General features: G+C 61.3%; 13 protein-coding genes. All 13 read right to left on the bottom strand.

Translation table 11 applies throughout. From position 1 onward, the window contains the following. Window positions 1-6 precede the first annotated feature (6 nt). The gene (locus tag ACMXYI_RS24090; protein ID WP_415769386.1) at window positions 7-2,502 is read right to left on the bottom strand and encodes a TonB-dependent receptor plug domain-containing protein; all 2,496 of its coding nucleotides are present in this window, start codon (window positions 2,500-2,502) and stop codon (window positions 7-9) included. A 36-nt stretch (window positions 2,503-2,538) separates the two neighbouring features. Continuing rightward, window positions 2,539-3,036 (bottom strand): RidA family protein, encoded by a 498-nt coding sequence (locus tag ACMXYI_RS24085; protein ID WP_123364867.1) that lies wholly within the window; start codon window positions 3,034-3,036, stop codon window positions 2,539-2,541. Between the two features lie 24 nt (window positions 3,037-3,060). Then, entirely contained in the window at window positions 3,061-4,635 is a 1,575-nt protein-coding gene (locus tag ACMXYI_RS24080) for a flavin monoamine oxidase family protein (protein WP_415769385.1), read from the bottom strand. 34 nt (window positions 4,636-4,669) lie between these two features. After that, window positions 4,670-6,802, bottom strand: coding sequence for a TonB-dependent receptor (locus ACMXYI_RS24075; RefSeq protein ID WP_415769384.1), 2,133 nt, complete (start codon window positions 6,800-6,802; stop codon window positions 4,670-4,672). A 441-nt stretch (window positions 6,803-7,243) separates the two neighbouring features. Next, window positions 7,244-8,203 (bottom strand): D-isomer specific 2-hydroxyacid dehydrogenase family protein, encoded by a 960-nt coding sequence (locus ACMXYI_RS24070; protein ID WP_415769383.1) that lies wholly within the window; start codon window positions 8,201-8,203, stop codon window positions 7,244-7,246. Continuing rightward, window positions 8,200-9,387, bottom strand: a complete 1,188-nt coding sequence (locus ACMXYI_RS24065) for an acyl-CoA dehydrogenase family protein (protein ID WP_415769382.1) — start codon at window positions 9,385-9,387, stop codon at window positions 8,200-8,202. The genes ACMXYI_RS24070 and ACMXYI_RS24065 overlap by 4 nt, the downstream gene beginning before the upstream one ends. A 36-nt stretch (window positions 9,388-9,423) precedes the next feature. Beyond that, window positions 9,424-10,434, bottom strand: a complete 1,011-nt coding sequence (locus tag ACMXYI_RS24060; protein ID WP_313629324.1) for an ABC transporter substrate-binding protein — start codon at window positions 10,432-10,434, stop codon at window positions 9,424-9,426. A 13-nt stretch (window positions 10,435-10,447) separates the two neighbouring features. Continuing rightward, window positions 10,448-11,131 carry a peroxiredoxin-like family protein gene (locus ACMXYI_RS24055; RefSeq protein WP_415769381.1) on the bottom strand — a complete coding sequence of 228 codons (684 nt, stop codon included), beginning with the start codon at window positions 11,129-11,131 and terminating at the stop codon, window positions 10,448-10,450. Continuing rightward, window positions 11,128-12,474 (bottom strand): LLM class flavin-dependent oxidoreductase, encoded by a 1,347-nt coding sequence (locus tag ACMXYI_RS24050; RefSeq protein WP_415769380.1) that lies wholly within the window; start codon window positions 12,472-12,474, stop codon window positions 11,128-11,130. Before ACMXYI_RS24050 ends, ACMXYI_RS24055 begins: the two co-directional genes overlap by 4 nt. A 27-nt stretch (window positions 12,475-12,501) precedes the next feature. Further along, on the bottom strand, window positions 12,502-13,479 hold the full coding sequence (locus ACMXYI_RS24045; protein ID WP_123364875.1) for an ABC transporter substrate-binding protein: 978 nt from the start codon (window positions 13,477-13,479) through the stop codon (window positions 12,502-12,504). 12 nt (window positions 13,480-13,491) lie between these two features. Beyond that, window positions 13,492-13,869 carry a 4Fe-4S dicluster domain-containing protein gene (locus ACMXYI_RS24040; RefSeq protein WP_415769379.1) on the bottom strand — a complete coding sequence of 126 codons (378 nt, stop codon included), beginning with the start codon at window positions 13,867-13,869 and terminating at the stop codon, window positions 13,492-13,494. Continuing rightward, a complete protein-coding gene (locus ACMXYI_RS24035; RefSeq protein ID WP_415769378.1) occupies window positions 13,866-15,476 on the bottom strand; it encodes an FAD-dependent oxidoreductase in 1,611 nt (536 codons plus the stop codon). The genes ACMXYI_RS24040 and ACMXYI_RS24035 overlap by 4 nt, the downstream gene beginning before the upstream one ends. Window positions 15,477-15,816: 340 nt before the next feature. Further along, on the bottom strand, window positions 15,817-18,291 hold the full coding sequence (locus tag ACMXYI_RS24030) for a TonB-dependent receptor plug domain-containing protein (protein ID WP_415769377.1): 2,475 nt from the start codon (window positions 18,289-18,291) through the stop codon (window positions 15,817-15,819). Window positions 18,292-18,359: the final 68 nt, after the last annotated feature.

Here is an 18,359-nt window from a genome sequence, read left to right as displayed (position 1 = left end):
GAGCAATCAGAACGCGTACTGCAACCGCGTGTAGTAATAGCCGCCCGTGAAACCGAACGGTGAGTAACTACCCCAGTTATCGCCAAACGAGGAGTTCGGTACGCCGATATGGTCCGGGTATTTATCGAACAGGTTCTGTGCACCGACCGCCACGGTCAGCTGCTTGGTAAGCGCATACGCCACGTCGAGGTCAGTAATCCATTTGGCTGAGTACTCGCGGTCCAGGCTTGGATTGCTCGAGCTGTTGACCTCGGTGTACGTGCCATAACGGGTCAACCGCAGATTGACGTCAAAGTCGTGGATCGCCCAGTCGGCGGAGAAGATCATTTTGCTGCTGGGCGAGGTTGTGGTGATCAGCGCTCGTGACTGGCGGCCGAGCAATTGAAAGTTGCTGCCCAGGGCCGTGAGTTGCGACGGGGTTTCGTTGACGCTGAGGATTTGCGTGTGGTTGTAGTTCAGCGCCGCGGTCCATCGCACCGAGCCGAACTGGTTCAGGTTCTGCCGATAGTTGCCGACCACATCGACCCCCGAGGTGCGGGTGCTGGCGCCATTGGTGAAGTACTGCGCCCCGGCGGTGGCGGGCACGCCGATGCTGTCGAGCAGGGCGGCAACGCCCGGGCCCTGGAAGCGTTCGCTGAGCACCAGGCGGTCGCGCAGGTTGATCACGTAGCCGTCGACGGTCAGGCTCAGGTCGTCACTGGGGGTCAGGGCGAAACCGAGGCTGAAGTTGGTCGACCGTTCCGGTTTCAACGCACTGGCGCCGAGCGCCTGGGCGCCTGCCGAGTCCACTGGCAGGATCACATAGTTATAGGCCTGGTAGACGCCATTGATGGTGTCGAACCCGGTCGAGCGCGCGGTGAAGATCTCGTTGGCCAACGACGGCGCGCGAAAGCCATTGCTGATAGTGCCGCGTATCGAGAACACCGGGTTGAATTCATATCGGGTGCTGAGCTTGCCGCTGCGGGTACCCCCGACGCCTTCGTTGTAGTGCTCGTAGCGCGCCGCGACGCCAAGGTACCACTGCTCGACGGGATAAAAGCCCAGGTCGATGTAGCTGGCGACGCTGTTACGACTGACTTTCTGCGCATCGTCCGGGGTAATGCCGTTGGTGACCTGAGCACCTGGATCAGGCCGTTGCCCGGCACGCGGATGACCGGCCGGGAACACGTAGCCACCGTCGATATACGACGCTTCGGACCCCGCGCGTGTCTCGTAGCTTTCACGCCGATGCTCGAAACCGAAGGCGACATCCAGTGGCTTGGCCAGACCGATCTCATAGCTGTTTTTCAGGTCCAGGTTACTGGTCAACTGGTCAGCGATGTAAATGCCGGAGGTGAACTTGTTCGGGGTGTTTTCGCCCAGTGACGGGTTCTGGTTGTCGTAGGTCCGTTGCTTGGCGTAGTTGCGCCCATAGGTGCTGCTCAGGTCCCAGGCCCAACCGCCGATGCCGATGTTATCGCCCTTGGCACCGAACGCGGACTGGAAGTCGGTTTCATTAACCATCCAATAAGGGCTGTAACCGTCGGGAAAACCATTGGGCCCGGTGGTGATGGTGTTGCGGCCGCTGGGCAGGCGGAAGTTCTGGCCGTCGTTGTTCTCGCGCGTGGCCACGGTCGAAAACGAGTAGAGCGTGACGGCATCGTTCAGTGGCAGGTCGAGGTTGTAGGCCGCATCTGCCAGTTGGCTGCGGGGCAGGCCATAGCCTTTGTAGGTGTGATGGCTGGCGTCGGCCTCACGCGGGTCGGGCGAACCATCGGCCAGTGGATAGTAGTGCGAGCTGTAGCCGTTGCTGCCGGCCTTGTTGTCGCGCTCCTGATAGCGGGTGTCGAGCGAGACATTGAGCACACCGGCTTCGCCGACTTCAAAGCCATAGTTGATCGCCTCTTGCCCGGTGCCGCGTTTACCGTCGTAGCCCTGGCCGAGGGTCGTGTCGGAACTGCCGCCGGTGGTCTGCTTGAGGATGATGTTGATTACCCCGGAAATCGCATCCGAACCGTATTGGGCCGCCGCGCCATCGCGCAGCACCTCGATGTGATCGATGGACGCCACCGGGATCAGGTCGAGGTCGCTGGGCGCTGCGCCGCTGTTGATACCGTTGATGTTCAACGTGGCGCTGGTATGCCGGCGCTTGCCGTTGACCAGCACCAACACATGGGAGGCGGTCAGCCCGCGCAGCGTTGCCGAGCGAACCACGCCACTGGCATCCCAGCCCGCGCGGTCGGGCAGGTTGAAGGACGGGATGAATTTACTCAGCGCCTCCAACAGGCTCGGTTTGCCGACCGAGCGCAGCTGTTCACCGGTCACCACATCGATCGGTGTCGGGCTGGTGGTGACGGTGCGTTGCTCCGTGCCACGGTTGCCGGTGACGACCACCGTGTTGAGGGTCGGTGAACTGGTTTCGGCGGCCTCGATGTTGAACGAGGCGAGACCGCAGGCAATCGACAGTGGCAGCAATAGTGGGCGGTACGTCGGCGCTGTTCGGCGCTCGTGGTGGTTGAACATAAAGGTGAAGCTCCTGAATGGCGGGTGATGTCCGTGTCACTTCTTGCGAGCGGCGACGGCTTCGATTTCGACCAGTCCGCCGGGCAGCGGCAGGGCCACGACCTGAATGGCGGTGCGTGCCGGTTTGTTCGGTTGCGCGGCGCTGCCGAAGAACGGCGTATAGCCTTCTTGCAGCCCGGCGAAATCGAGCTTGCCGCCCTTGGCCGGATCACCCACCAGGAACACCCGAAGTTGCACCACATCGCCGAGGTCCAGACCTTGACCCTGCAAGACCCCTTTGAGTTTGTTGAGGATCGAGGTGGTCTGGGTGGCGGTATCGCCGTAAGCCGCAAAGGAATCCTTCGGTGCTTTCGGGTCGTGCAGGTCAGCCAGCAGGCCGCTGACGAACAGCAGGTCGGTTTGCGCTGGCACTGACACCGCCAGCGAAATCGGGAAGTTGGAGTTGGGCAGGGCGATGCGTTTGATCTCGTCGGCCTGGCTGCTGAGGGCGGTCGCGGTCATGAGGAGTCCTGTGAGCAAAGTAATGGATTTCATCGTTCAGTCCTTTTATTGAAAATGTCAGGCGGCAACGCCCTGTTGCTTGCGTTCAGCATGTCGGCCGATCAGCGAAACGATGCGCCGTGCCGAATCGGCGGCGCTGTTCTGCCAGATGCCGACGCCGCCGTGGGCGAGGGCGTCGCTGGCCAGATACGTTCGGCCTTGAGGTTCGTTGAGGAGCTGATAGGCGCTTTCGCCCACCTCGTCGTTAACGATCCATGGGCCTTTGCTGAAGGGCACCTTGGCCCAGTTGATCGCCACCGGTTTTTGCAGCTTGGCGCTGTGGCCGGGGTGCAGCAATTCCACGGCTTGCCGGGAGGAGGCGAACTGTTCGGCGAGGGATTTCTTGCTGAAGGCCTGGGCCGACTCGCTGGTGTTGTAGGCCGCGACCAGAATGCCCTGGGCACTGTTCAACCGGTCGCTGGGGTACCACAAACCTTTGACTTCATGATCCAGGTAAGACAATCCGCCGTAGATGTTGAAGTCGGTCTCCCAGAAACGCGGCGCCTGCCAGGCAACCTTGTTCGCCTGATCGCTTTGCGCGCTGAGAATCGCTTGCTTGAAGGGCGCACTGAAGTTGCTCGGCAGCTTGGCCAGCAACGGCAGGGGCACCGTGACGATGGCGTAATCGGCGCTCAGGGTCTGGGTGGCGCCGGTCTTGCGATCCCGGTAGGTGATGCGGCTGCCTTGTTCCGAGGTCTGGATGTCACTGACTTCGGCGTTGAAGCGCACCGCGTCCTTGAGCTTTTCGTAGAACGCATAGGGAATCCGGTCCATGCCACCGACCGGTTGGAACATGGTCGATGAGAACTCCGGGATTTCATCGAACACCAGCGCACCCCAGAGCTTGGGATTGAGCAGGGTTTTCAGCTCCAGCGGCGCGCGGGTGATGCCGGTTTGATCACCGGCACCGGGTACACGGTCGTAACCCGAGCGCACCGAGCCCTTGTATTTGAAGTCGGCGTTGAGGTCGCCATAGACCTTGAGGAAATTCAACAGCGCCTGGCGGTCTTCGACGCTCAAGTCCTGGTCGAGGGCTTTGCGGCTGACCGTTCGTGCCAGCAGTTCGGACAACTGCCCGCGGGTGTCGTTGACAGCCTGGCGCAACTGGAACGCCGGTTTTTTCGGGTCCGGCAAGGCCAGTGTATTGCGACTGCTATTGACCAGCACTTGCAGCTCTACGCCCAACTCGCGGCAGTAGCCGAGGATCGTCTGGTGGTGGCTGGGAATGCGCGCGGGACCGGCATTGAAAAACTGCCCGTCATCGAAGTCGACGGTCTGGCTGACGCCATCGTCGAAATCGACTTTGGTGCCGCGCCGCAGGGTCCAGTTGCGTCCGCCCACCCGCTCACGGGCTTCAAGAATCGTCACCGTGAAGTCGGCCTTGCGCAGCTCATAGGCACTGACGAGACCGGAAATTCCGGCGCCGACCACCACCACATGTTTGCCTTTGCCACTGCTGCCCAGCTGCAACGGATTGAAAGTTGCTGCCACCGCCTGTGGCGTCAGCCCCAGCGCGCCCAGGGCGCTGACAGCGGCGGAGTAGCCACCGACGGCGGCGATACGGGAGATCAGTTCCCTGCGAGTGAAAGCCATAAAGTGCTCCTTGGCATGCTTGTTTGTTTGGGGGTTAAAGGTCGTAGCGCACAGACAACAAGAGGGTTCGCGGGTCGTTGATCGCGTAGTAACGGGCGCCACTTGACGGCACGAAGCCGACCGATTGCGGGTAAGCGCGATCGAGCAGGTTTTTCACCGCGAGCGTGGTGGTCCAGTGACCGTCACCGGAGATGTAGCGGGTGTTGGCGTTCCAGAAGGTCTGCTTGGGGACTTCCTGAACATCGTCGTTCAGCGCGTTGGCGAAGGACTTGGTCTGGAACTGGGCATCGGTGCCGGCCAGCCAGGTGCCGGGCAATCCGGCCGGGATTGTGTAGTTGAGGCCGACGCTGGCGTTCCAGCGCGGCGAGAACACCAGCTGTTTGCCGTTGGCATCGACACCGGCGCCGCTGGCATTTTCGAAGTCGTCGTACTGGCTTTGCAGATAGCCAACGTTGGCGGTCAGTTGCAGGTCGCGAGTCAGCGCGGTCAGGGTTTCCAGCTCGACGCCATAGGTGTGCGCCTTGCCGACGTTGGTCCGCAGGCTGACACCCAGCGCCGGGTCGTAGGCATTGGTTTGCAGGTCCTTGTAGTCGTTGTAGAACAACGCAAGGTTGGCGCGCAGGCGCTGGTCGAAGAAGTCACCCTTGAAGCCGGTTTCCCAGGTGGTTACGTCCTCCGGCGAGAACGCCTGTTCGGCGGCGGCCTGGGTCGGTGCACGGTTGTCGAAGCCACCGGCCTTGAACCCTTTGGCCACGTAGGCGTACTGGTTCAGGTGCGGTGTCCAGGCGTATTCGAAGCCGAGTTTCGGGCTGGTGGACTGCCAGGACTTGCTCGACTCGGCGCTGAAGTTGGTCCCGGTGATCTGCCGATTGGTATTGATCGCGTAGTTGGTGTAGTCGAAGTTCTTGTGTTCGCGGGTAAACCGTAGCCCGGCGATCAGCGACAGTTGCGGCGTGATCTTGTAACTGCCCTGGCCATACAACGCGTAGCTTTCGGTATTGGTCGTGCTGTATTGGCCCTGGCCGATTACCCGGTTGCGCGCGACGGAATAGGTGAGGTTGTCGCGGTCGGCTTCAAATTTTTCGCGGTACAGGTACAGGCCGGTGCTGAAGCTGAATTTGTCGTAGTCGCCGTTGAGCTGGAATTCCTGGGTGGCGTAGTCCTGTTTGTAGGTGATCAGGTTGTTCTGGATCAGCGCCGCCTGACCGGAGTTGTCATAGTCCACTGGCTGGTTGAATGCCGAATAGGCGCTCACCGATTTGAAGCTCAGGTTGTCGTTGATCGTATAAATGGCGCGCAGCACCGAACGGCCCTGATCGAGGCGGTTTTTTGGGTCGAGGCTGCTGTAACTCTTGAATTTGTCGAAGTGGCCGTCGGCATCAAACGGCGTGTAGCTGGTGGTGTCGCCACGGTCGAAGGTGCCGGCCAGGGTCAGTTGCACATCCCATGGCGAATCGATCGGGTTGAAGCGCAACTTGCCGCGGTAGGACTGGATGTCGACGTTGTTCACATCCTCGCCACGGGTCGGGTTGGAGACGGTGCCGTCACGGGTCAGACGAATCGCCGAAAAACTGCCAAACAGCGTGTTGTCCACCAGCGGACCACTGATCAGGAATCGGCCGTTCTGCGCGTTGTAATTGCCGGCGCCGAGCTCGAAGAAACCCCGGGTTTCCTGGGTCGGATCGCGGGTGATCACGCGGATCGCGCCGGCGCTGCTGTTGCGTCCATACAGCGTGCCTTGCGGGCCGCGCAACACTTCGACGCGCTCGACGTCGTTGAAGTCGAGCATCGAGGAAATCGCCCGCGGGATGTACAGGTCATCGGCGTAGACCGCGACGGCGGATTCCTGTATCGGATCGGTCTCACCGATACCGCGAATTCCGTAGGTCTGGGCGCTGTAGGAGATCGACTGGCGACTCAGGGTCAGGTTCGGCACTTGCCCGGAGAGGTCGCGGATGCTTTTGATCTGCTTGTCTTCAAGGGCTTTTTCGTCGAACGCGGAAATCGCCAGCGGCGTCTTTTGCAGGTCTTCGCTGTGGTGTTCAGCGGTGACGGTCACAACAGGCAGGGCACCATCCTTGGTGTTTTCGTCGGCGTGGGCCGACAAGCCGAACAGCGCCAGCGACACGGCCAGCGTCAGACGGTTTGAACGGAAAGTGTTGTGCATGGTGAACCCCAGATGTGTAAGTGCAGCGTTGGCGTTGTTATGTTTTTTTTTTGGCAAAGCGTTGCCGGGGCCATGGTTCGAAAGCCATGGCGGTGGCGGCTTGAGCCGGTTTCAGGTTTGGCTGAGGCGTTGACCGTGGGGTGGTGTCGGCCGGAAAAACGTGCAGTTCCGTGGGCCTCCACCTGGTCAGGGGTCGGTGATGGTTGTAACAATATTTGTATAAATACGCGCTGTAAAAGTCCGATTAGTTATAAGTTAATTATAAAAAATAGGCATTAAGTTAATAATATAAATGCGTAAATCTGATGTTTTGTTTTTGGCAGATATAACGCAATCGCGGGCAAGCCTTGCTCCTACAGGTATCGGTTGGATGCAACATCTGCAAACGACACAAAACTGTAGGAGCAAGGCTTGCCCGCGATGACGGTAGATCGGTTGTACTCAATACCCGCGTTGCACGTTCGCCTGATTCTCCAATGCCAGGCCATTGAGGTAGCGCTCGAGATTGGCCAGGAAACTGTCGGCAATCTCGTGACGACTATTGCTGGAAATCGCCGAGGTATGGGGTGACAGGCGAACTCGTGGATGGGCGTAGAGCGGGTGTCCGTCCGGCAAGGGTTCGGGTTCGGTGACGTCCAGTGAAGCCAGGCCGACGCTGCCTGTTTCCAGTGCCTCCAGCAGCGCCCCGTGGTCGAGCAGGCCACCACGGGCGATGTTGATCAGGTGCAGGCCGGGTTTGGCGCTGGCGAGTACGGCGCTGTCGACGATGTGCCGGGTCGAGTCGGTCAACGGAGCGGCCAGCACCAGGTGATCGGCGCGGGCAAACAGGTCATGGATATCCCGCGCCGCTTCCACACCTTCAACCTCGAACGGCGTCTGACTCTGACGCAGCGCCAGTACGTTGATGCCCAAGGCGTGAGCCTTGCTCGCCAGGCTGCGGCCGATGGCACCGAAGCCGAGAATCCCCAGGGTCGTGCCTTTGAGAGGCGTCAGCGCGGTGAAATTCCATTGCGAGTCATGCACCCAAATATCCGGCAGACGCTTGGCAGCAGCGAAGATCGCGGCCAAAGCGAATTCGGCGATGTTCTCCGCAGCACTGCCGCGCGAAGTGCTCACTGATGGGCCGTTGAACAGCCATTTCGGGTAGAAGTCGATGCCTGAAGACACCACTTGAATCCACTGCAAGCCATAGGGCCAGCCGGGTGGCGGCGTGTCCGGCGCCAGATAACCGCGCACATTGATCGGCCGCGCGAGCAGGATGCCGACTTCCGCCGGCAGATCGCTGGGCACTCCGGCCGGCACGCCAATGACGCGGGCGCCGGGGTGCGATTGAGCGAGGCGCTGGCGGATCACTTCGTTGAAGTCTTCATCCAGTTGGCTGGCGATAACAAATTGGCTCATGGGCGTTCCTTTGGCTGGCGCTGGGCGAAGACCGCTTTGCCGACGCCTTGCAGAACGGCGTCGTTTTGCGGCGTGTGAACGCGACTGCACAGCACGTCGCGATAATGTCGTTGCAGCGGGTTATTGCGGGACAGACCGGGATTGCCGGACGCCTCGATGGCCAACTCGACGGCGCGGATGGCGTTGCCGGTCACCAGGTATTTCAGTTGTGCCGCGTTAGCCGCTGGCGTGTGACCTTCAGCCGCGGCGTCGAGCAGGCTGCGGTTGGCGAACAGCAGAGTGTCGATGTGGCCGACGGTTTCCTGGAAGCGTGGCAGGGTCGATAACGTCGCCCCGAGGTTGGACGGCTTGCGTGTTTCCAGCCAGCCCACCAGCCAGTCACGGGCCGCTTGGGCGACACCGTCGTAGACCGATGACAGCAACACCGACATCCACAGAAACCCGTCGCCATCGAGCTCGGGTTGCGGGGCGCTCCACGGACTGACGCTGACGGCGTGCTCCAGTGGCACCAGCACATTGTCGAACACCACCTCATGGCTGCAGGTGGCGCGCATGCCCAGATGGTCCCAATCCTCGATGATGCGGATGCCGGGCGTGTCCTTGCGCACCAGCCAGGCGCCGACCAACGGGTCTTCATCGGTGCTGCGCGCCCAGACGCTGAACCAGGTCAGGCCATGACTGCCGGTGGAGTAGATTTTTCGGCCGCTGATGCGCCAACCGGCGGCGGTGCGCCGAGCGATAGTCGCGGGCAGACCGCCACGGGCCGGGGTGCCGAGGTCGGGTTCGACGCGCAAGGCGTTGATCAGCGCGCCATTTTCGACGGCGTCCCGGGCCACCTGCTGGCGCAACGCTTCCGGCCAGGTTCGACTGTCTTGCAGGCGTGAGTGCTGGAGGTATTGCATCACCAGAATCAACGCTGTCGAGGGTTCCCCCTTGGCGATCGCGCTGATCGCCTTACGCGCCTGCGCCAGACTCGCGCCGCCACCGCCCAGGGCTTTGGGCACCGTCAACGCGACCAGGCCATGTTCGTGCAGCAACGTGAAGTTGTCCTGCGGAAAGGCGCCGCTCTCGTCATACACGTGGGCAGTGGCGGCCAGTTGTTCGCCGATGCGGGCAAGCAACGCTTCGAAGTTGGCCGCCTCGGCCGATCGCAGCAGAGGCGGGTGTTGAGAGGAAAGACTCATGGTGAATTCACTCGATCAAAAAAGGTAGGCGTCGGCTCATAGGGGCAGCAACGGGAAATTTTTGTCCCACAACGGGCTGACATCGAGCCGTTCGCTCAACACGCCCGCGTCGAAAAACAAGTCAGCCACTTCCTGCTGCGAGGTGATGGCCTGATCATTCACTTCGATGATTCGCGATGGCTGGCTGCGGTTGTTGAACATGTCGAGAAACACCGCTTTGTCGACGCCCAGCAGTTGCGCCGATTTGGCGGCCCAGGGCTCGGGGTTGTTGTTGATCCATTCCAGCGTGCGCGCCTGGCGCTGCAGGTAGTCCTGAATCGCTTGCTTGCGCAGTGGGTCTTCCAGTGCGGCGGGGCGCGCGGCGATCAGATAGTTGCCCGACAGATAACCCAGGGCGGTTTTCAATACCCGGGCGCCACTGCGGAATTTCGCCAGCTGGATAAACACGCCGTAGATCACCCAGGCATCGAGCTGGCCACTCTGAAACGCACTGAAACCATCCTGCGGCGTGAGCGCCACTGGCGTGATGTCCTTCATGGTCAGGCCTTGTTCTTTCAGCGCCTTGATCAGGAAGTAGTGCGACGTGGTAGACCGCACGTAGCCGACCCGTTTGCCACGCAACTGCCCGACCGATTCGAGTTTCGAGTCTTTGGGTATGAGGAACACCTGGTTGTTCACATCGCTTTGCAACACTGCGATCAGCCGCGGTTGGCGATGGCTCTGAATCGAGAAGATCGGTGGGATCTCGCTCATCCCGCCAACGTCCAGACTGCCCGAAGCCAAGGCTTCGACGATCAGGTTGCCGCCGGCAAATTCCGAGTAATCAACCTTGTAGGGTGTATTGGCGGTGCCGGCGTCTTCGGTGAAATACGAGTCCTGGCCCCTGTAGGTGGCGACGCCCAGCGTCAGGTCCGAGAACCTGTTGGTTTGGGCAAACGCACGCGGGGCCAGCCCCAGGGAGGACAGCCCCAGCGCCCCGAGGGCGATCGAACTGGCCGTGAGGAAGCCGCGACGATTGAGCTGTCTCTGTGTGATGTTTTTCGTCATGGTCAGGCTCTGGTCAGATGGCGAGTCGCAAGGGTGTTTGCCCGAGCAATTGTTCGACCGCGTGCAACACCGGGTCGGCTTCGGTACGCACCAGCCAGTCCGGGCTGACTTCGGCGAAGGCCACTGAGCCGTCCCTGGCGATGACCACCACAGTAGGCTGCGGCAATTCCCAGGTGCCGGTGCCGGTGGTTTCACCGATGCCGTTGCCCTTTGCCAGTGCCGCCTTACGCGAGGCTTCATCGAAGCTGTAAAGAATGCCCAGACGCCGGCCGAGATTGTTGTCCGGGTCGCTGGCTACTTGCAGTCCGAGGTTGTGACGGGTCTTGATCTCCACCAGTTTTTCCGGCACTTGCGGGCTGACCGCCACCAGCGGCACGCCCAGGGCGTGCAAGTGCGGATAGAGCCGGCGCTGGTAATAGGGCAGGGCAATGTTGCAGGCCGGGCAGCCGGCGAAGCGGAAGAAAATCAGCACCGCCGGGCCATTGGCGAGCAACTCGTCGCTGCTCAGGCTGCCCCCTTCGACCTTCAACAGGGTGAAGGGCTCAAGCGAGTCGCCAGCCTTGACGAAGTCTTCGACCCTGGCTTCGTCTACCAGGCGCTGGCGTTGATCGATATTGACTTGCAGGGCCGCCGGTTCCCAGGTCGCCACTCGTTCGGCATGCAGGTTCGCCAACAGGCTGTTGAGGGATTCGCTCATGCCAGTGCCTCGCTTTTCTCTTGAACGTTGGTAGTGGTATGACGGTTGGCGGGTACGTCGAGGCCGAGGTTGTCACGCAGGGTGGTGCCGCTGTACTCGTCGCGAAACAGCCCGCGTTGTTGCAGGATTGGTACGACGAGCTCGGTGAAATATTGCAGGCCATCCGGCAGCAACGAATTGATGATGAAACCGTCCGCAGCCCCTTGTTCAAACCACGTTTGAAGCGCATCGGCGACCTGCTCGGGCGTACCGACGAAATCGCGCCGTGGCCGGGAGAAGCGCAGGGCAACTTCGCGCAAGGTCAGACCTTCGTCTTTGGCCAGTTGTTTGATCCGGTCCGATCCGCCTTTCTGGCTGTTGGAGCCCAGATCGCCCAGCTCGGGGAACGGTGCATCCAGCGGGTACTGGCTGAAGTCATGGTCGTTGAACGGTCGGCCGAGGGCGACGATGGCATCCTCGATAGTCACCAGTTCCACCGCTTGCTGATAGCGGCTTTCAACTTCCGCCTCATCGCGCCCGACAATTGGCCGGATGCCCGGCAGGATCGACAGCTTCTGTGCATCCCGGCCGAAGCCGCTGGCGCGTTTTTTCAGGTCCTGATAGTAGGCGCGTGCGTCGTCGAGCCCCTCGGGGCTGACGAAAATTGCATTGGAATTCTCGGCGGCGAAATTGCGTCCGTCCTCAGAGGTGCCGGCCTGGAAAATCACCGGCTGACCTTGCCGGGAGCGGGCAATGTTGAGCGGGCCTTTCACCGAGAAAAATTCACCCTTGTGCTCCAGGGCATGCAGTTTGCCGGGGGTGAAAAACTCGCCGCTTTGCTTGTCGTAGGCGAAGGCATCGTCTTCCCAGGAATCCCACAAACCCTTGACCACATTTACGTGTTCCTTGGCGATGCGATAGCGCACGGCGTGCGGTGGGTGCTCGGCCTTGCCGAAATTATCGGCGGTGCCGCTGAGCCACGAGGTGACGACGTTCCACCCGGCGCGACCGCCGCTGATGTGGTCCAGCGAAGCGAATTGGCGAGCGACCTGGAACGGTTCGGTGTAGCTGACGGTGACGGTTGCCACCAGGCCAATGTGGCGAGTGGTGGCGGCCAGCGCCGAGAGAATGGTCAACGGCTCGAAACGGTTGAGGTAGTGCGGGCTGGACTTTTCATGGATGTGCAGGCTGTCGGCGATGAACACGAAGTCGAACTTCGCCGCCTCGGCCAGTTGCGTCTGTTGCTTGTAGAAATCGAAGTTCACGCTGGCATTGGCCAGGGCTTGCGGGTGGCGCCATTCGCCCCAGCCGTGGCCGACGCCATGGACCATTGCTCCGAGTTTCAGTTGGCGTTGTTTGCTCATGGTTCTACTCCTGGATCAGTCGCATCGTTATCGAGATGCCTGGTTTTGTTGGGCGCGCTTGGCGTTGAAGCTCTTGTCGAAGCCTTGGGAGACGTCGATGTGTTTTGTGAGGATTCCTTCTTCCTGATAGATGTCCGCAGTGGTTTGCAGGCCGTCGATGACCTTGTCGTCGATCTCCACCGGCTCCATGTGCGTGCCTTTGGCCACGGCGATATGCACGGCCAGCGGCAAGCCGGTCACGCGGGCCTGGGCGGCGGCGTATTCCTCGGGGTGGGCGTTGGTCCAGCGATAGGCACGATCGACCCGGGCGACGAAGTCTTCGAGTTGCTGGCGTTTGCCGGCGATGGCCTGGCTGGTGGCAGCCAGGTACAAATGGTTGGTCAGCAGGTTGCTGCCACTGACCAGCACCTTGGCCTGGCTCTGCGTGGTCGAGATGGTGGTGTAAGGGTCCCAGGTCGACCAGGCGTCGGCACTGCCGTTGTCCAGCAGGATTCGCGATTCGCTCGGCAGCAGGTAGATGAACTGCACGTCCTGGGTGCTCAGGCCGACACTGCGCAAGGCCTTGATCGCCAGGAAGTGGCCGATGGAGCCGCGGGTGGTGACGATCTTCTTGCCCTTGAGGTCGACGGGGTTGTTCAGCGGCGAATCCTTGGGCGCGAGGATGGCAGTGGTGTAGCGACCCTCGGCATGCACGATGCTGACGACCTTGATCGGTGCACCGGCGCCGAGGGCGAACACGTAGGGCGCGTCGCCCAGTGCGCCGATGTCCACGGCGCCGGCATTCAGCGCTTCACCCAAAGGTGCGGCGGCGGGGAACTCGGAGAACTGGATGTCGTAAGGCACATTCTTCAGCTCACCGGACACCTCCAGCAGCACCTTGATCGAGGACTTCTGATTGGCCACCAGCAGCGGTTGAAGGTCGGCAGCCTGGGCCATCGCACCCAGTCCCAGCGTGAGGACGGCGCCCAATAGCAGGTATTTGAAGGGCAGTCGTTGAGTAGCCATGATGGCGTCCTTTTATTGAGCTTTTGTCGGAATCGGAGTGGCGTCGGCGAGGTCGCGAGCCAAGGCAAAAATGCCGTCCATGCGCCAGTGTTGATTGCTGTGTCTGGGGTCAGCGGCCCACTCGTCCCAGCCCGAATCACGTCGGTACTGTCCGAGCAGGCCAGCACCGCGAATGGCGTCAGGGTCGGGTTGGCGAACGTGTTCGCAATCGGGATCGACGTACAGCGCGTCGCTGGCGCAATACAGTTCGCACATGAAGCAGGTCTGGCAGGCCTGCTGATCGACGATCTGCGGTTTGGCTTGCGTGTCGAGGCGCAGGGTGTTGGTCGGGCAGACCTCAACACACTTGCCGCAGCCGCTGCACAGGTCCTGGTAAATCAATTCGATCATTGGGCGTGACCTTGTGGCAGCGGATTGATGGGGTCGTGGCGCGTCCAGGGTTGGTCGACGCCAGCGATGCGCAGGTGGGCGTCTAACAACGGATTCTGTTCGGGAGCATCGCTGCGCTGGTGCATGCCACGGCTTTCCTTGCGTTGTTGCGCGGCGCTGTAACACCAACGAGCGGTGGCGGCCATGGCGGCGATTTCCCGGGCTCTCAGCGGGTTGTGTTCATCGACCTGCAACCCCTCACGCACCTCATCCCAGACGTTTTCCAGCGCCTGCAAAGAGCGACCGATCTGGTTGCCGGAGCGGAACAGGTTTTTCTCCAGCGGATGGACTTCGGCCTGGATTCGCTGGATCAACTCATTGGGTCGCGACTTGGTCAGTGCTGGCCGAGACTGCAGGCCCGCACCTGAAAATCCATGCAGCGAAGTGCTGTGGTCGGGCTTCTGGCGGGCCAATCGCGCGGCGCCACGCCCGGCCCATTGGCCGGAGGACAAGGCCCAGGCGGAATTCTGTGCACCACCACCGGAGGTGGCGCCGGCAATCGATTCGCGACTGGCGGCATCCCCGGCAGCGAATACCCCGGGCACCGTGGTCTGGCAGGTGTCGTCAATCACCCGCAGGCCGCCGACGCCACGGATGGTGCCCTCGGCGTGCAGGGTGACGGCGAATCTGTCGCGATAGGGATCGATGCCGCGGCGGTCGAACGGCAGCATCAGGTTCGGTTGAATGCCCGGTAACTGAGCGCGGATCTGCGCCGGTACCCGATTCAGGCGGCAGAACACCGGGCCGTTGAGCAGGGCCTTGGCCAGGGCATCAGTGAAGTCCGGTCCGGTGGGGAAGTGCAGGGGGCGGTCGGCGGCATCGAAGTACTCGCCAAAGCTGTAAATCATCGAACGGGTCATGCTGCTGCCTGACGCGGCGATGCAGTAGTAACTGGAGAACTCCATGCCGGACAATTCGGCGCCCGCTTCGGCGGCCATCAGGTAACCGTCACCGGTATTGGTGTGGCAACCCAGCAGCCGCGAAAGAAAGGCGCACCCGCCGCTGGCCAGCACCACGGCACCGGCGCGAACCTGCCAGTTGCCGCCGGCTTGTCGACGCCAGCCTCGGGCACCGGCCACTTCTCCCTGATCGTTGCGCAGCAATTCCAGCGCCGGGCTGTGATCGAGAATGGTCACACCGCTGTCCTGTACCAGGCGGCGCATGCCGCGCAAGTATTCCGGCCCGCGCAGCCCGCGATATTGGGTCACGCCTTGTTCGTTTTTCGGGAAATCGTAGTAGCCGGCGAGTGTCGGCAGGCTGGTCCAGGTGGTGTCGATGATCCGCGCCATCCAGCGTGCATCGGCCAGGCCATGAGCGCTGGCCAGACGTTTGTCGATGGCTGCTTCGCGTGCGCCGGGCTGCGGCGGTACCCACCAGTGACCCGGGCCGGCGGTGGCCGTGACACCGCTGGTGCCGCAGTAACCTTTATCGACCAGAACCACCCGCGCGCCTTCACGGGCAGCGGCGACGGCTGCCCACGTGCCGGCCAGGCCACCACCGATGACCAGCACATCGGTGACCAGGTCGAGCGTCGGTTGGGAGGCAGCGTGTGCCGAGTTGATCGTCATGAAATACAGGCTCCAGGCAGGTCTTGATACGTTGGTTCACCTCCACCTGGAGAAAGGGGTCGGCCTGTAGTTGACGTTATCTCTATAAAAACCAGCTGTGAAATTCTTTATGGTTATATGCTAATTATTAAATTAGCTGATTATCGTGTTTGTCATTATCAAATTAATGCATTTAAAAGGAGGCCAAAGTTCATCAACTCCAACGCATAACCTGTGGGAGCGGGCTTGCTCGCGAAGGCGGTGTGCCAGGCGGTATTGATGTCGACTGACACTCCCTCTTCGCGGGCAAGCCCGCTCCCACAGGTTCGCGGTGATTGATCTGACTCAGCGGGCAGTACCGTCAGAAGTTGTAAGCCAATCGCGTGTAGTAATAGGCCCCGCCAAAACCGAACGGCGAGAACTGTCCGTATTTGTAGCCTCCGGCCCAGTCCTGGATGCCGTTCTTGTCCGGGTACACGTTGAACAGGTTGTTGGCCCCCAGCGCCACGGTCAGGTGTTTGCTCAGGTCGTAGGCCACGTCCAGGTCGGTAATCCACTTGGCGCTGAATTTACGGTCGTTCACCGGGTTGTTGTCACCCTCGATGTAACTGCCGAAGCGGGTGAGCGCCAGGTTCAGGTTGTAGTCCGTGACTTTCCAATTCGCCGCCAGGATCAGTTTCGATTGCGGCGTGGCAACGGTCAGGTCCTTCTGCAGGCGCCGGTCAAACAGCTGGTAGTTCGGGCCCAGGCCGCTAAGTTCTGGCGGGTTGCTCTGGAGCTTTTCGATCTTGGTCTGGTTCCAGTTATAGGCCGCGCTCCAGCGGATCTGGCCGTATTCGTCCAGCTGCTGGCGGAACTCGTTGACGATGTCGATGCCGCGGGTGCGGGTGTCGACCGCGTTGGTGTAGTACTGGGCGAACAGGCCGGGGGACAGCCCGTTGGCAACGAGGATCCGCGAGACCTCCGGGCCGCCCAGCAGGCTGGTGGAGACGATGCGATCGCGGATGCCGATCTGATAGAGGTCGGTGGTCAGTCGATAGTTCTGCGTCGGTTCGTAGGTGAAACCGAAGCTGTAGTTCAAGGACTTTTCAGGTTTGAGCTTCTCCGCGCCTAGCGCCTGGGCCTCGGTGGTGTCCACCGGCAAGACCTTGACCGGCACCGAAACCTGCTGGCCGTTAACCACGCCGCCAGAAGTGAAGGTCGACGAGGCATAAATGGTTTGCGCCAGGGACGGTGCGCGGAAGCCGTTATTCACCGTGCCGCGCAGGGCGAAGGCGTCGGTGATTTTATAGCGGGTCGAGAACTTGCCGCTCCAGGTGCTGCCGATGTCCTGGGTGTAGCGTTCGTAGCGAGCCGCCACGCCGACGTACCATTTGTCCGTCACATCCAGGCCCAGATCGACGTAGCTGGCGACGTTGCTGCGACTGATTTTCCCGGCATCGGCAGGGCTGGTGCCGTTGTAGGAGGCGAGCCCGGGCAACGGTGTCCTGCCGGCAAACGGACCGCTCGGGATCACGTAGTTGCCCGGTGTGTAGGAGGCGTAGTCGCCGGGTTCGATCTGGTATTTTTCCCAGCGGTACTCGAAGCCGAACGAGGTTTGCAGCGGGTTTTTCAGGCCAATGTCGAAGCCACGCGTGAAGTCGAGGTTGTTGGTCCATTGATCGAAAATCTGTGAAGCGAGATGGAACGAGGTCGGGCTGGTCGGTCCCAAGGATGGGTTGAGGGTATTGCTGGCATTGAGCGTCGAATCGTCCTCGCCCCAGGTCGAACTGGCGTCATAGTTCCAGCCACCGACCTCGCCCTTGAAGCCACCCGCCACCTGAAAGTCTTTGGTGCGGTTGTGACGCTGGGCATGAATGCCGTCGGGGTAGGGCGTATTCGGGTCGCCGGCCAGGGAAACGATGTCGTTGGGTCGGTAGTTGCCGGTGACTTTGGTGGTTTCCATGTAGCTGGCGGTGGAAAAAGAATAGAAGGTCAGGTCGTCCTGTATTGGCAGCTCGAGGTTATAGCTGGCATTGGTGACCTTCTCCCGGCCCAGCCCATAGCTGGGGTTCCAGCCGTGGCGATTGACGGTCTGGTCGCGGCTGTCGGGGAAACCGGGCAATGAGTACAGGTTGCCGGTGGCGCTGCCGGTGCGGTCGAAGGGTTCTTGTTCCTTGCTGTCCAGCGCCAGGTTGGCGAAGCCGTCGTTGGGCAGCGCCAGGCCGTAGTTGACCGTCTGGTGCACGGTGTCGCCATCGCCGCTGCCGTAGCGCCCGAATGAGGTTTCGGCGCTGCCACCGCTGTCGTTTTCCTTGAGGATGATGTTGATCACCCCAGCGATGGCGTCCGACCCATATTGCGCGGAGGCGCCGTCGCGCAGTACCTCGATGTGATCGATCGCCGAGACCGGAATCAGGTCGAGGTTGACCGGCACCGCCGCCGTGCCGATGCGCGCCAGGTTGTTGATCAGTGCCGTGTTATGCCGCCGTTTGCCGTTGACCAGCACCAGCACCTGGTCCCCGGACAAACCGCGCATGGTCACGCCGCGCACCGACCAGGACGTCCCGCCGCCGTTGATCGCCGGCAGATTGAAGGACGGCAGCAGGCGGGCGAGCAGTTCCTTGAGACCGACCTTGCCGCTGGCTTGCAGTTGCTCGGCGCTGATCACATCGATTGGCGAGGGGCTGTCGGTGATGGTGCGGGGTTGACCGCCTCGGTTGCCGGTCACCACCACCGTGCTCAGGGTCTTGTCCGGCTCGGCGGTCTCTGCATGAGCCTGGAGGCTGGCGGCCAGCAGGCTGAAGGCGGCGACCGCGTAACAATCGTATTTCACTCGGGGGCTGGATGAGCTCATGACGCGAATTCCTGAAAGATTGCACGCACAGGCAAACCCCTTCGCGAGTGTTCGCGAATAGCAGGGGT

The organism is Pseudomonas lyxosi, from assembly GCF_047758685.1.
Classification (GTDB): Bacteria; Pseudomonadota; Gammaproteobacteria; order Pseudomonadales; family Pseudomonadaceae; genus Aquipseudomonas; species Aquipseudomonas lyxosi.
The sequence above is the reverse complement of the archived record's forward strand: the minus strand, read 5'-3'. Positions and strand labels throughout refer to the sequence as shown.

Coding starts and splice junctions, on each gene's coding strand:
- ACMXYI_RS24090 (WP_415769386.1), bottom strand. CDS start 2,502: ATGTTCAACCACCACGAGCGCCGAACAGCGCCGACGTACCGCCCACTA.
- ACMXYI_RS24085 (WP_123364867.1), bottom strand. CDS start 3,036: ATGAAATCCATTACTTTGCTCACAGGACTCCTCATGACCGCGACCGCC.
- ACMXYI_RS24080 (WP_415769385.1), bottom strand. CDS start 4,635: ATGGCTTTCACTCGCAGGGAACTGATCTCCCGTATCGCCGCCGTCGGT.
- ACMXYI_RS24075 (WP_415769384.1), bottom strand. CDS start 6,802: ATGCACAACACTTTCCGTTCAAACCGTCTGACGCTGGCCGTGTCGCTG.
- ACMXYI_RS24070 (WP_415769383.1), bottom strand. CDS start 8,203: ATGAGCCAATTTGTTATCGCCAGCCAACTGGATGAAGACTTCAACGAA.
- ACMXYI_RS24065 (WP_415769382.1), bottom strand. CDS start 9,387: ATGAGTCTTTCCTCTCAACACCCGCCTCTGCTGCGATCGGCCGAGGCG.
- ACMXYI_RS24060 (WP_313629324.1), bottom strand. CDS start 10,434: ATGACGAAAAACATCACACAGAGACAGCTCAATCGTCGCGGCTTCCTC.
- ACMXYI_RS24055 (WP_415769381.1), bottom strand. CDS start 11,131: ATGAGCGAATCCCTCAACAGCCTGTTGGCGAACCTGCATGCCGAACGA.
- ACMXYI_RS24050 (WP_415769380.1), bottom strand. CDS start 12,474: ATGAGCAAACAACGCCAACTGAAACTCGGAGCAATGGTCCATGGCGTC.
- ACMXYI_RS24045 (WP_123364875.1), bottom strand. CDS start 13,479: ATGGCTACTCAACGACTGCCCTTCAAATACCTGCTATTGGGCGCCGTC.
- ACMXYI_RS24040 (WP_415769379.1), bottom strand. CDS start 13,869: ATGATCGAATTGATTTACCAGGACCTGTGCAGCGGCTGCGGCAAGTGT.
- ACMXYI_RS24035 (WP_415769378.1), bottom strand. CDS start 15,476: ATGACGATCAACTCGGCACACGCTGCCTCCCAACCGACGCTCGACCTG.
- ACMXYI_RS24030 (WP_415769377.1), bottom strand. CDS start 18,291: ATGAGCTCATCCAGCCCCCGAGTGAAATACGATTGTTACGCGGTCGCC.